Origin of the sequence: Emticicia sp. CRIBPO, from assembly GCF_009905725.1 — a bacterium.
In the GTDB taxonomy this organism is placed as follows: domain Bacteria; phylum Bacteroidota; class Bacteroidia; order Cytophagales; family Spirosomataceae; genus Leadbetterella.
In genome coordinates this window covers 194209-206413 of the sequence record NZ_JAAAKV010000009.1, presented here as the reverse complement: position 1 = coordinate 206413, position 12205 = coordinate 194209, and the positions used below count along the sequence as shown (strand labels likewise).

The window sequence follows — 12205 nt, the reverse complement described above, 5'->3', positions numbered from 1 at the left end:
CGAAGCACGGGCCTACATTAAAAATTAATCTTCCAATGATCTATAGGCCATAATACCACCCAGTACATTGTGTACCTTGTCGTAACCCTGTGAAATTAAATATTCTTTCGCACGGCCGCTTCTTGCACCACTTCTGCAATGGATGTAAATGTCCTGGCCTTTGTAAGGCTCAAACTCTTCGAGACTGTCAGCAATGTCACCGAGTGGCACAAGGATTCCACCCAGGTTATCTTCCTGGAACTCATCAGGATTTCTGACATCGAATAGAACGATGTCTTCTTCTCCTTCAATTAGATCTCTTAACTCTTCGGCTGTGATGTCGAAATTAGTGTTCATTTTTTTAGAAAATATAAATTTTATTAAGTTTCAAATTATCTTCCACCGTCGCCGGCATCAGAGCCGCTGCCCGAGACCCATATATTGACAGATTCTCCGACTTTTATTTTGTTTTCCACACCAGACTCCGGTTTTTGACGGATCACCGTACCTGCAGGCTTGTCGGAAGTAGGGTCATAAATGACATTTCCGATCAGCAATCCCAGGCCGGAAGCATAGATGTCAGCTTCGTCATAATTCATGCCCACCAGGTTAGGGACGTCGATTCTCTGGTTACCGTATCCGTCACCCACTACCAGGGTTACTTTTGATCCTTTCGGAATATCTTCTCCTACATTGATCTCTCTTTCTCCTATTTTAAGCTTCAAAACCGTGTTTTCTTCCAACGCAGGGATGAGCTCTACTTTATCGGTAATCAGACCCGAGCTCAGCAACTGGTTTTTAGCACTTGAGGTAGAACGGCCGATGATGTTGGGTACTTTTACCAGCGGGGCTTGTGCTGAAACAACAGTCAGGTATATTTTTCTGCCTTCTTTGACGTTGGCATTGGCTTTTGGATAGTGGGACAGGATACTCATCGGCTTAAGACCTGAAACAAAAGTACTGTCGCTTATTTCATAATCCAGATCGTTTTTATCAAGCAAATCCTCGGCTTCTTCAAGACTTAATCCTTTCAGGCTGGGCACAGAAATAGACTGGCCGTGGTTGGTAGACCAGGGTAAATACAAAAAGAAAAATGCAAAAAAGAGGATCAGGGCTGTGGCTACCAGAATCCCAAGGTGAATCAGAATGTCTGTTTTAGAATTAGTACTGAATTTAGGCATTGTATATTGCTAGCGTTTTTGATCTGAAGTAACAAAGTAATTCCATTTTGAAATAAAAAACAATTTTAATGGTAGATATATTGTATCAAACCATGCCAATTATCCATCAGAATCAAAATGGTCCGGTTAAACCGCTGAAACAGAAGCACCTTCCCCTGTTTGTGGTCACAGAAATTATGATTTAGTTTCTTTTCGCCAGTATCTTCTGGATGTATTTTCCCAGGATATCAAACTCAAGATTGACCACCGAACCTACTTTAAGGGTATGAAAACCGGTGTGGTCCCAGGTATAAGGAATGATCGCTACAGAAAAGGTATTGTCAGTCGAATTCACCACTGTGAGACTTACGCCGTTGACACAAATCGAGCCTTTTTCTACCGTTATATTGCCCTGATGGGTGTCGTGTTCGAAAGTGATGAGCCAGCTGCCGTTCTGATCTTCGATGGCGGTGCATATTCCGGTCTGGTCTACATGCCCCTGCACAATATGCCCGTCAAAACGCCCTCCTGCCGGCATACAACGCTCCAGGTTGACCACGTCCCCGTTTTTTAAATCACCCAGGTTGGTCTTTTTTAATGTTTCGCCGATGGCTGTTACGGTGTAGCTGTTGCCGTTGACAGACTCTACCGTAAGGCAGACGCCGTTATGGCTGACACTCTGATCAATTTTAAGTTCCTGTCCTATTTTCGCTTCAAAAGTGAAGGTAATATTGCTTTGCTGATGATGCATGGCGGTTACTTTGGCCAAATCTTCGATGATTCCGGTAAACATAAATCTGTTTTTTGTGCAAATCACACAGTTTATCTGATTTTATACAAATTTTACGGGGTTTTATTTTTATTTTCGCAAGTACTTTTTATCGACAAGCATGTTCAAAAACAAATTTATTCTCGCCTTTATTTTTATCGCCCTGGCCGTCAGTATCTTTTACTCGCTTAACACAAAGGAGGATTTTAACACCGCCACTTTGAAAGACAGGGAAAGTTACCAATCCAATCTCCAGACCATGGAGGACTCCCCGCTGAGGAATCTGAAAAGTGATCCTGATTTTAGTTTTTTTGAGCCAGCAGAGCAATGGAAAATTGAGGCAGACTTTAAAGAAGTAAAAGATGGTAAGGAGTTTGAGCTGATGATGACCGACTCTACCACTCAAAAGCTCAAAATGGCCGGAGAAGCCACCTTTACCAAGGATGGAAAAGAGGTAAAACTTCTTTTGTTTGAAGAAGGAGAAACTTTGTTGCTTCCTTTCCGGGACCAGTCTAACGGTACCGAAACTTATGGTGGCGGCAGATACATCAATATAAACAAGAAAGAGCTTTTAGGCGGAAAAGTAACCATAGACTTTAACAAGGCTCATAATTTTTACTGTGCTTACAATGAAAAGTACATCTGCCCGATACCTCCTAGAGAAAATCTGATGCCTATGGCCGTAAATGCCGGGGAAAAGGATTTCAAACACTAAGAATAGCTTCTCAACCGTCTAAACTTATATAATGAATGACAAATTTTAAACCTTTCAGCAAACTACTCCTTTTTGTTTTTTTGCAGGTATTTACATTGATCAGCGTTTCCGCACAGGATTATGATGCTATTATCAAAGACGCTAAAAAAGTGCCCGGTTATTTTACTTTCTACTGGAACGAAAACAAGGGTAAAGTCTACCTTGAAGTAGAAAAAACAGGCGAAGAGTTCCTGTATTTTACAAGCCTTGCCCAGGGGATCGGTTCTAACGACATCGGACTTGACAGAGGCCGTTTGGGGAATGAGCATGTGGTGAAATTTGAACGCCTGGGAAATAAACTGATGCTTCTCGAGCCTAATTACTATTACAGGGCTATCAGCAATGATCCTTTAGAGAAAAAGGCCGTTGAAGAATCATTTGCCAAATCCATCCATTTTGGTTTTGAAATCCTGGCTCAGTCCAATGGTAAATTCCTGGTTGATCTGACTCCTTTCCTGCTCAGAGATGCTGTGGGAGCGATTGATGACATTGCAGGTGCCAAACAAGGGACTTATAATTTTGACGCGGGCAAATCGGGCATTTATGCCGAAATGTGTAAGTCATTTCCTAAGAATACAGAGTTTCAGGCGGTGATCACCCTTACCGGAACCAAGCCCGGGCCATATCTGAGATCGGTGGTGCCGACACCTGAGCATGTGACCATGCACCAGCACCATTCTTTTGTTAAATTACCTGATGCAGGTTTCAAACCGAGGGTTTTTGATCCGAGGATCGGGTATGGAGGGATTGAGTTTTATGATTATTCAAGTTCTATAGACCAGCCGATTGTCAAAAAGTTTGTATCAAGACACAGATTAAGTAAGAAAGACCCGAATTCAATGGTCAGTGAGCCGGTTGAACCCATCGTGTATTACCTGGATTCAGGGGTGCCTGAGCCTATCCGCTCGGCTTTATTTGAAGGGGCTACCTGGTGGAACCAGGCCTTTGAAGCGGCTGGGTACAAAAACGCTTTCCAGGTAAAAATGCTGCCTCCGGATGCAGATCCGATGGATGTGCGGTATAACCTCGTCCAGTGGGTACACAGGAGTACACGTGGCTGGTCTTACGGGGCCAGTATCATCGATCCCCGTACCGGTGAAATCCTGAAAGGAAAAGTAACACTGGGCTCACTGAGGGTTCGTCAGGATTACCTGATTGCCCAGGGGCTTACCGGGGATTTCTCCACAGGGAAAGATCAGCCTGAACTGACTCAGATGTCTCTGGATAGGCTGAAACAATTGTCAGCTCATGAAATCGGTCATACTTTGGGTTTACCTCATAATTATATCGCAAGTATTCACGGAAGAGCTTCGGTGATGGATTATCCCCACCCTTTGGTAGCTCTTAAAGATGGTAAAATAGACTTGTCGAATGCCTACAGTATGGGCATCGGAGAATACGACAAAACTTCGATTCAATGGGGATACCAGGATTTTCCTGCTTCAGCGAATGAAAAAGAAGAACTGGAGAAGATAGTGCAGAATATGCACAGAAAAGGTTTGGTGTTTTTGACAGACCAGGATGCCCGTCCGGATGGCTCTGTGCACCCGCAAACACACTTGTGGGACAATGGCTCTGACCCGGTGGGTGAACTGAGCAGGGTGATGGAAATCAGGAAAGTGGCCCTGGCTAATTTTAATGAATCGAAAATACCGGCAGGTACCCCAATGGCTAACCTGGAAGAAGTGTTGGTGCCGATGTACATGTTTCACCGTTTTCAAACACAGGCGGCAGCAAAGGTTTTAGGCGGGGCTTATTATACTTTTGCGGTAAAAGGAGATCCGCAGGTGATCTATCAGCCCGCTAATGCTGAAGAACAGATACGGTCACTGGATGTTCTGATGAAAACACTCAGACCGGAGTTTCTGGCCGTGCCGCCTAAGGTGCTGACGCTGATTCCGCCGAGGGCATTCAGATACGGAGCCAATGCCCGTGAGGTTTTCAAACGTCATACGGGCTTGAGTTTTGATCCGCTGGGGCCTGTTGAGGCTTCAGCCCAGCTGACTTTGAGTCTTATCCTGAATCCTGAGAGGGCTTCGAGGTTATCCGGTCAGCAGGTATACAACACGGCTCTGATTTCTTTCTCAGAGGTGCTTGATAAACTTACTTCGGCTTTGTGGAAAGACAAAGCGGTTTATTCCAACAGTTACCACGGTCAGATCAGAAGGGTTGTCGCGATGATGTACCTGTCGGAACTGATAAAGCTGAATCAGACGCCCAATGCTTCTGTGGAGGTAAAAGCCAATACGATGTATGCGATTGAAGAGATCAAGAGACTTTCTACTTTGAATTTATTTGCTTCCAAAGGTTTTGGCAGCCAGACTTTATTGCTGATCAAACGCTTCGAAGAAAATCCCGGAACATTCGCTCCGGACAACTTCTTCATAGCTCCTGACGGCCAGCCGATTGATCAGGACTATGATTGGTTGGGACTGGATTGTTATAATTGAGAAGGAGAAAGGGTCGAAGGAAAATGGAAAAAGAATGACCGCGAAACTGAAATCACATTTCAGGCTTTTCTTTTGATTATATGATTTTTCTGAGTGTAAAAGGGAGAATGGATTGGTTTCATTCTCCCTTTTTTGTTTCAGGGTTTTTGCAGGAGTTTAATCAGGTTTTTTTCTGATTTTCTGACAGCGATGAAGTTCGGCCCGATGAAGTCTTCGTGGATCAATTCGTATTTTCTGAATTCTACAGATTTGGGATAGATTTTACCCAGGATGTAGCCATGAGACTCCAGGAATTCGTAGAAATCAATCAGAAGTTTCCGGGTTGAGATGTTGATGTATCCGTATTCAAACTGGATAGCCTTTATTTTTCCGGACGCGATACTTTGTTTAAAACCGAGCAATGCATCATATTCAGCCCCTTCAATGTCAATTTTGAGCAGATCGACTTTTTCGATGTTGTGATCAGTCAGAAAACTATCCCCGGAGACAAGCTGTATGGTCGTTTTTTGTTGAGCAATATAGGAGACCCCCTTTACCACATACAGGGATGAATGGGCATAAGAAGGATAGATGTTGATTTCTTTTCCGCAATTCTCTTTATAAAGTCCTTTGTTGACAGGGTAAATATTCTGCCTGTCTTTTATCACACTGAAAAGTTTTTGATAAGTGATTTCGACAGGCTCAAAAGCGTACACTTTACATTCAGGAGCAAGGTCGTTAATCGCTAGGGAATACTCCCCGTTATTGGCTCCGCCGTCGATAATTACTGCGGGGTGGATCTGTGCTATTTTCTTCAGTACGGTCCATTCTCCATTGCTCATGATGTCATGATTCCGGTTTTCATACAGTCTGTTGATAGAGATTCCGAAGCCCGCCAGGGCTTTGAATACAGGATTATGGGTATTCTGTTTGATGAATCTTTTTATGGTTGACATGATGGTGTAAGTTTGGAGGTTATTTCAAAAAGCGTAACCAAACTTGATTTCCTGGCTGAGTTTATAAAACACAGAGCCTTTACTCGTTAGGTCATATTTCAGACCGAAGTCATAAAAATAATTTTTAAGAATCTTTTTCTGAATGCCCAGCATAAGCCCCGATTTAGACTTTAAGGCATCCTTTAAAAATCTCTCGTAAGGACTGTAGTCTGTATAAATGTTTTCTCCACCCATTTTGTAAGTATAAAAGGCACCGAAATACTCTCCAGAAAGATTACTTACAGATTTACCTTTTAAAATGGATCTGTTTTGTAGAAAATAGTATTTCAAGTGTAAAGAGGATGTCAGCTGGAGGTAGTTTTTTCGTTCTTCCTCAGGATAAAAAGTGAAAAATTTACCTTTGAATTCTTCGGAATCTTCGTAATTGCCGGTAGCTTTGAATTTTTTTTCTGAAAAAGCCGATGCAACCAGATTTGCTTCCAATGATAATGGTAGCGGTCCAAGTTTCTTTTCGTAAGCCAGGTCAAATTTTACGGTGCCATAATACGGATCGAGGTAAAGCGAATTGGACAGATTGATCTTAAAAAGGTTATTGAACTCATTGTAACAGTTTAAAAAATCACAACTTTCGGCTTTTCCTTTTTTTGTGCGGGGGAAATTAGCTCCGATGCCAATCCTGGAATAAGTACCTATAAATGGAATAAACTGAATGTTTTCTTTTTTGTGTGTATAGGTAAAACCCTCTTCTGTAACCTTTGTTTTAAGTACATTTTTCAGGCCAGCCTGAAACCCTATATCCAGAATGGACCCGAATTGCTTTCCTAAATTGACAGAGGTCTGATGTCGACCGATGTAGGAGCGGTAGTTTCGATGCTGAATAAGGCCATCACTCAGGAAATCCCTGGTAAGTACTTTGAATTCAAGGCTGAGGTAATCTCCTGATAGTTTTTCATTTGATTTGAAGTAATACCTCAGATTTGCATCATAAGAGAATTCTACAGAAAATCCGTTCTTGAACAAATCACCTATGGGAAATGCCGTGTGATTTCTGTTGACCATGATAGAGCCCAGCATCGCAGAAAATTTCTTGCCGATTTTTTGCTCAATTGAAAGATAAGGCAGATTTGCGGGAAATCTCTCATATGCTATATCCACAAGACCAACTTTTATCCTGTTATTTACTCTGCGATTTCCTCCAAACGCTCTGTCATATTCATCCATCAGATTCTGCTTTTTGAACTCTTGCACTGCTTCTGTGCTAAAACTGATAGAGGTGGAATCCTGGGCAGTGGCTGTGAGTTGTATAAACAGGAGGAAAGTAAGTAATATTTTCATAATTATTGTATGTTAAGGATTCCGTAATTGATGTTGATAATGATCTTGGAGGTTTTGTCCGGATTGATATTGTAATTCTTCTTTTTCTTATCTGCTTTGAAGTTTTCCGGAAGATTCAGGTCAGAGTGTTCTGAGCTAACGATATAGCCAAACGAACCCAGGTTTTGTGGTTTCAGTTTCACTTCTCCTTTGTCTGTGATGATCCGGAAAGACTGGTTGCTGGCCGCAGGTTCACAATAGAAATACCCTGAAGTAAGCCTGGCTTCCAGCGAGCCGGGATGAACACCCATGATGATCCTGGCATGATCGCCTTTTATTTTGACTTCCCTGAGCTGGCTTTGAATATCCATTTCTCCGAAATACATGTCCAGGTCAAGGCTGCTGTGGCTCGCCGCAATTTCTGTCTTACAAAATTTAGTGTTGAGCTGTATATTTGCATCAATGCCTTTGATTCTGATATCTCCGAAGCTGTTGGTGACCGATAGCAATAAATCTTTGGGCAGATAAATGATATATTTTGCCTTAAAATTCGATGTGGGTTTACTGTCGCCTTTCTGTATTGCGAGGTAATTCCTGATGAAGTAGGTGTTCCCGATTTTTTCCTGCACCACTTTCATGGCTTTGAGATCTTCTACCGCAGTTTCTTTTGAACTGTTTTTAGTGATCAGCTGAATAGTGATTTTAATTTCTTTTTCATTCCAGCCCGATAGCTCTATGTCGGCCCCTTCGGCCAGGAGACTGAATTTCTTCAATCCGTCTGCATTTATTTTATTTTGTATGGATTTAGTGACCACCTGCAGGGTGGTTTGTGCGTGAAGGCCCGTCATCCCCAGCAAAAACAGCATAAAACAAAAGATGCTTTTCATGATCAGATTAAGTTAGCCATTTGATTTAAAACGTCCGTTTTTTTCTCTTCTATGCCGTTGAGTTTTCTTAACAGGTCTGTTTCCGACTTAAACTCTCCAGCTTTTTCCCTTACTTCCAGTTCTTCTTTTTTCAATCGTTCATACTCAGATTTCAGGGAAGTAAACCGGGGTTCGGAGCAAACGATGTTCTGATTCACACAAAAGGCTTCCAGTGTACTGAAGGCATCGTCCGTGTCGCTGTGATAATTTTCAATAACAGCCTCCAGGTTGCCCTTTTGTTGATTTCTGAGGCTGAATAACCATCCTCCCGCCAGTAAGAAAACGGCCACTGAAGCAGCTATAGCCCATTTGTAGAGAATCGAAACCGTAAAACGTTTGGTTTTTAATCCGGATTCAATACTCGTCCAGGCGTTTTCTTCCGGAGTATATTCTTTTAACTTTTTGAGTTGCCTGTTCAGATTCCGGTCTTCTGAAATCGTCTTTTCTATCGCCAGCCAAACCGTTTCCGGAGGTGTGTGTGCCGGAAGGTTTTTGAGAGCGTCTGTGTTGTCTTTCTTTTTCATCTCAATTGCCCGATTAACTCCTTTAATTTTTTCTTTGCGTAAAACAGCTGTGATTTGGATGTTCCCTCTGATATTTCGAGCATTCTAGCAATCTCAGTATGTTTGTATCCTTCTATTTCATACAAAACCAGCACGGTCCTGAATCCCTCCGGTAGGCTGAGCAATGCTTTTTCAAGCATCTCCACATCCATGCCGGTTTCCCATTCTATCAGGGTGTTTTCAGGGAGGTCCTCATATTTTTCAAACCGGATCCTGCTTCTGAACTTTTTGATGGCTTTGCGGGTCAGGATGGTCTTTATCCAGGCCCCCAGGGTTGATTCTCCTTTAAAACTGTCGAGATTTCTGAAAACCTCAATAAAAGCCTCCTGCAAAACATCCTGAGCATCTTCAAAATCTCCGACTAATCTGTAAGCGAGACTGTACATAGCGTTTTTGTAGCGGTCGTATAGTTGCCGCTGAAATTTCGGATCATGTTTCCTGCAACCGTCTATCAGTTCGGTTTCGCTCATTTATCAGGTGGTTTTATACAAAGTGCAGAAAAGTTAAGGAATGGTTGTATGAGTTACAGAATTTGTAGTTATATATTTTCATAATCTGTTTGCTAAGAAAAATAGCTTTCGTTACTGATTTTTGAATGATGATTTATTATTTGTATATTTGTGTCGGATTGGGGTGTCCTCGGTCGGTATAAAGGGTCAAAGGATTATGTCTTTTGACTCTTTTACTTTTTAGGGAATATTTTTAATCCGTACCAGTAATTTCCTGAGCTGCTCGAGTATATTTTTGATTTCAGAATGTCGAATGCAGGATTAGCCCTGTCCTGATCCAATATATATCTTGCTATCGGATATGCGATTAAGTCAGAAAGCTGAAGGCCTTTTATATAATCCTGTTTAGATCTGAAGTGGATTCTCATCTTGTAATAATGTAACCTCGAACTTTTTACGTAGGCAGTGCCATGAGCGATTAATTTATTAAAATGGGCTTCCAGTTTCTTGTCCTCCAGTTTTCCTCTTTTTTCAATGATGATCTCCAGGTTTTTATCAGTATCTGTCATGATACTGTCGAGTTTGAATATTGTCCTTTCTATCACAAAAGAAAGAGCGATTTCATAGGGATCAGAGGCTAGTCTTCCATATTCATTGATATAAGCCTTTTTGTTGATCCCGGCAGAGATAATCGTATAGTCAGACTCCCTGATAAGAGAATTCAGCTGTTGATAAAACTTATTTTTCGTTTCAAGGTTTAGTAAAATCGAAAACTCCTTTTCGCATCTCCGGAGTTCTCTGGAATGCAGAAGGACTTTCTTGTCGTTCCAGAAATTCTTAATTAAGGAATCGAATTCCTTCTTGAAACTGAGGTAACTTTCATGAGAAAACAGAACCCCGGATAAAACAAAAACGGGGAATCCCTCGTCTATCTGATCAAGTCCATGATCACCGCTTTCATCTAAGAAAAGATAATATTTCATTGTGTGGTGTTTAAACCACAATTATATAATGCCGGATTTAAATAATGAAATTCTTTTGAAGGAATTTGCTGTGTTAAGAGGGTTTGATTGATGCGACTATCGTCTTTAGCGGATAAAAAAGATTGGTGGCTACTTACTAAGTTACAAAGGAATCTCATAAGAACTCTTCACTTCCGACATCACAAAAAAGCTGTTGATCAGGGATACCCCGGTTATGATGGAGAGTTTCTGCTGGTGAAACTGGTGGTAGGCATCCATGTCCGGTACGATGAGTTTGAGGAGGTAATCGAAACTGCCGGATACGAAATTGCATTCGATCACTTCAGGGAGCAGCAATATGGCTTTGTCGAATTCTGAAGATACCTCTTTCGTTTGTCTGATCAGCGTCACCTGGCAATAGACGGTCAGACTTTTGCCCAGCTTCTTTTTATTCAGCAGAGTGACGTATCGCTCTATTACTCCTTCATTTTCAAGTCTTTTGATTCTGTCGTGAACAGGAGTGAGTGATAAGTTGATTTTCTGGGCAATTTCCTTATACGTGTATTGGGCATTTTGCTGAAGAAGTCCCAGTATTTTTTTGTCTGTTTCGTCTATCTTCATAGTGATAAGAAAAAATATCTTTATTGATTGAATATCATTTCTAATAAACGAAATATTTTTTGTTAATTTTTATATTTCTTTTATTTTTTTCTTATTTATTTAAAAATAGTATAAAAATATTCGCTTGTGGCTAACTTTGTTGCCTCAATTACACTTTAAGTACGACTCTGGTCGTAATTACACTTCTCAATAAAATACATATGGTCGTTGGAGTACCAAAGGAAATAAAAAATAACGAGAATCGGGTAGCTCTGACACCTGCCGGTGTCTTAGAGTTACTTAAACACAATCATAAAGTTTATATTCAGCAAAATGCCGGTTTCAACAGCGGATTTGACGATGCTGAGTACATAGAGGCGGGAGCGGTAATTCTTTCAACCATTGAAGAGATTTACGAGATTGCAGATATGATTGTCAAGGTTAAAGAACCTGTTGAACCGGAATATAAACTTATTAAGAAAGATCAGCTGCTGTTCACTTACTTTCACTTTGCTTCCTCTGAGCCCCTGACCAACGCCATGCTTGAAAATGGTTCGGTTTGTCTGGCTTACGAAACAGTGGAAAAGGATGATAAATCACTTCCTTTATTAGTGCCGATGTCGGAAGTAGCCGGCAGAATGGCCATCCAGGAAGGAGCTAAATACCTGGAAAAGCCGCAGAAAGGTAAAGGGGTATTGTTAGGTGGTGTTCCGGGTGTTCCGGCTGGTAAAGTCCTGATCATCGGAGGGGGTGTTGTAGGGACCCAGGCCGCTAAAATGGCTGCGGGATTAGGAGCAAGGGTTGTGATCATGGATGTAAGTCTGCCTCGTCTGAGGTATTTGTCTGACATCATGCCGGCAAACGTGACCACCATTATGTCAAACGCCTATAACATCAGAGAAGCCATTAAAGAGGCGGATCTTATTATCGGAGCGGTGCTGATTCCGGGAACCAAAGCCCCGAACCTGGTGACAAGAGAAATGCTGAAGATCATGAAGCCGGGTACGGTGATTGTAGACGTGGCGGTAGATCAGGGAGGATGTATCGAAACCTGCAGGCCGACTACGCATGAAGATCCTACTTTTGTGATTGATGATGTGGTGCATTACTGTGTGGCGAATATGCCGGGTGCTGTGCCTTACACATCGACTGTGGCGTTGACCAATGCAACACTTCCTTATGTGGTACAACTGGCCAACAAAGGATGGAAAAATGCCTGTAATGATAATATAGAATTAAAAAGAGGGCTAAACGTGATCAACGGAGCCGTGGTTTATAAAGGAGTAGCCGATGCGTTCGGGCTGCCATTGCAGGAGATTGAAGATTTTTTGGTTTAAGTATATT

Annotated in this window: 13 protein-coding genes; 3 read left to right on the top strand and 10 right to left on the bottom strand. The window is 41.9% G+C overall.

Features of this window, described 5'->3' with window-relative positions:
* Nucleotides 1-24 precede the first annotated feature (24 nt).
* From GVN16_RS19395 to GVN16_RS19385, 3 genes are all read right to left on the bottom strand, one after another.
* Nucleotides 25-336, bottom strand: a complete 312-nt coding sequence (locus GVN16_RS19395) for a rhodanese-like domain-containing protein (protein WP_166565591.1) — start codon at nt 334-336, stop codon at nt 25-27.
* A 35-nt stretch (nt 337-371) separates the two neighbouring features.
* Nucleotides 372-1160: a PASTA domain-containing protein gene (locus tag GVN16_RS19390; RefSeq protein ID WP_166565590.1), complete on the bottom strand. Its 789-nt coding sequence runs from the start codon at nt 1158-1160 to the stop codon at nt 372-374.
* Nucleotides 1161-1341: 181 nt separating this feature from the next.
* Nucleotides 1342-1932, bottom strand: coding sequence for a riboflavin synthase (locus GVN16_RS19385; RefSeq protein WP_166565589.1), 591 nt, complete (start codon nt 1930-1932; stop codon nt 1342-1344).
* A 97-nt stretch (nt 1933-2029) separates the two neighbouring features.
* Here GVN16_RS19385 and GVN16_RS19380 point away from each other — a divergent pair, with 97 nt between their 5' ends.
* Nucleotides 2030-2623: a DUF1684 domain-containing protein gene (locus tag GVN16_RS19380; protein ID WP_166565588.1), complete on the top strand. Its 594-nt coding sequence runs from the start codon at nt 2030-2032 to the stop codon at nt 2621-2623.
* A gap of 35 nt (nt 2624-2658) precedes the next feature.
* Nucleotides 2659-5112, top strand: a complete 2454-nt coding sequence (locus GVN16_RS19375) for a zinc-dependent metalloprotease (RefSeq protein WP_166565587.1) — start codon at nt 2659-2661, stop codon at nt 5110-5112.
* Between the two features lie 137 nt (nt 5113-5249).
* Here GVN16_RS19375 and GVN16_RS19370 read toward each other — a convergent pair whose 3' ends face one another.
* The 7 genes from GVN16_RS19370 to GVN16_RS19340 all read right to left on the bottom strand — a co-directional run bounded on the left by GVN16_RS19370 (nt 5250) and on the right by GVN16_RS19340 (nt 10882).
* Nucleotides 5250-6047: an FkbM family methyltransferase gene (locus tag GVN16_RS19370; protein WP_166565586.1), complete on the bottom strand. Its 798-nt coding sequence runs from the start codon at nt 6045-6047 to the stop codon at nt 5250-5252.
* A gap of 24 nt (nt 6048-6071) precedes the next feature.
* Nucleotides 6072-7382, bottom strand: a complete 1311-nt coding sequence (locus GVN16_RS19365) for a hypothetical protein (RefSeq protein WP_166565585.1) — start codon at nt 7380-7382, stop codon at nt 6072-6074.
* Nucleotides 7383-7384: 2 nt separating this feature from the next.
* Nucleotides 7385-8248, bottom strand: coding sequence for a DUF4097 family beta strand repeat-containing protein (locus tag GVN16_RS19360; RefSeq protein WP_166565584.1), 864 nt, complete (start codon nt 8246-8248; stop codon nt 7385-7387).
* Between the two features lie 2 nt (nt 8249-8250).
* Entirely contained in the window at nt 8251-8811 is a 561-nt protein-coding gene (locus tag GVN16_RS19355; RefSeq protein WP_166565583.1) for a hypothetical protein, read from the bottom strand.
* Nucleotides 8808-9320 carry an RNA polymerase sigma factor gene (locus GVN16_RS19350; RefSeq protein WP_166565582.1) on the bottom strand — a complete coding sequence of 171 codons (513 nt, stop codon included), beginning with the start codon at nt 9318-9320 and terminating at the stop codon, nt 8808-8810. Before GVN16_RS19350 ends, GVN16_RS19355 begins: the two co-directional genes overlap by 4 nt.
* A gap of 212 nt (nt 9321-9532) precedes the next feature.
* Nucleotides 9533-10282 carry a DUF3800 domain-containing protein gene (locus GVN16_RS19345; RefSeq protein ID WP_166565581.1) on the bottom strand — a complete coding sequence of 250 codons (750 nt, stop codon included), beginning with the start codon at nt 10280-10282 and terminating at the stop codon, nt 9533-9535.
* Between the two features lie 141 nt (nt 10283-10423).
* The gene (locus GVN16_RS19340; protein ID WP_166565580.1) at nt 10424-10882 is read right to left on the bottom strand and encodes an Lrp/AsnC family transcriptional regulator; all 459 of its coding nucleotides are present in this window, start codon (nt 10880-10882) and stop codon (nt 10424-10426) included.
* 200 nt (nt 10883-11082) lie between these two features.
* Between GVN16_RS19340 and ald the strand changes: the two genes are divergently transcribed.
* Nucleotides 11083-12198, top strand: a complete 1116-nt coding sequence (gene ald, locus GVN16_RS19335) for an alanine dehydrogenase (protein WP_166565579.1) — start codon at nt 11083-11085, stop codon at nt 12196-12198.
* The last annotated feature ends 7 nt before the right edge of the window (nt 12199-12205 follow it).

Excerpts from the sequence above, each read along its gene's own strand:
- GVN16_RS19360 (WP_166565584.1), bottom strand. The coding sequence starts at position 8,248 with ATGAAAAGCATCTTTTGTTTTATGCTGTTTTTGCTGGGGATGACGGGC.
- GVN16_RS19340 (WP_166565580.1), bottom strand. The coding sequence starts at position 10,882 with ATGAAGATAGACGAAACAGACAAAAAAATACTGGGACTTCTTCAGCAA.
- GVN16_RS19355 (WP_166565583.1), bottom strand. The coding sequence starts at position 8,811 with ATGAAAAAGAAAGACAACACAGACGCTCTCAAAAACCTTCCGGCACAC.
- GVN16_RS19370 (WP_166565586.1), bottom strand. The coding sequence starts at position 6,047 with ATGTCAACCATAAAAAGATTCATCAAACAGAATACCCATAATCCTGTA.
- GVN16_RS19390 (WP_166565590.1), bottom strand. The coding sequence starts at position 1,160 with ATGCCTAAATTCAGTACTAATTCTAAAACAGACATTCTGATTCACCTT.
- ald (WP_166565579.1), top strand. The coding sequence starts at position 11,083 with ATGGTCGTTGGAGTACCAAAGGAAATAAAAAATAACGAGAATCGGGTA.
- GVN16_RS19395 (WP_166565591.1), bottom strand. The coding sequence starts at position 336 with ATGAACACTAATTTCGACATCACAGCCGAAGAGTTAAGAGATCTAATT.
- GVN16_RS19375 (WP_166565587.1), top strand. The coding sequence starts at position 2,659 with ATGACAAATTTTAAACCTTTCAGCAAACTACTCCTTTTTGTTTTTTTG.
- GVN16_RS19345 (WP_166565581.1), bottom strand. The coding sequence starts at position 10,282 with ATGAAATATTATCTTTTCTTAGATGAAAGCGGTGATCATGGACTTGAT.
- GVN16_RS19350 (WP_166565582.1), bottom strand. The coding sequence starts at position 9,320 with ATGAGCGAAACCGAACTGATAGACGGTTGCAGGAAACATGATCCGAAA.
- GVN16_RS19365 (WP_166565585.1), bottom strand. The coding sequence starts at position 7,382 with ATGAAAATATTACTTACTTTCCTCCTGTTTATACAACTCACAGCCACT.
- GVN16_RS19385 (WP_166565589.1), bottom strand. The coding sequence starts at position 1,932 with ATGTTTACCGGAATCATCGAAGATTTGGCCAAAGTAACCGCCATGCAT.
- GVN16_RS19380 (WP_166565588.1), top strand. The coding sequence starts at position 2,030 with ATGTTCAAAAACAAATTTATTCTCGCCTTTATTTTTATCGCCCTGGCC.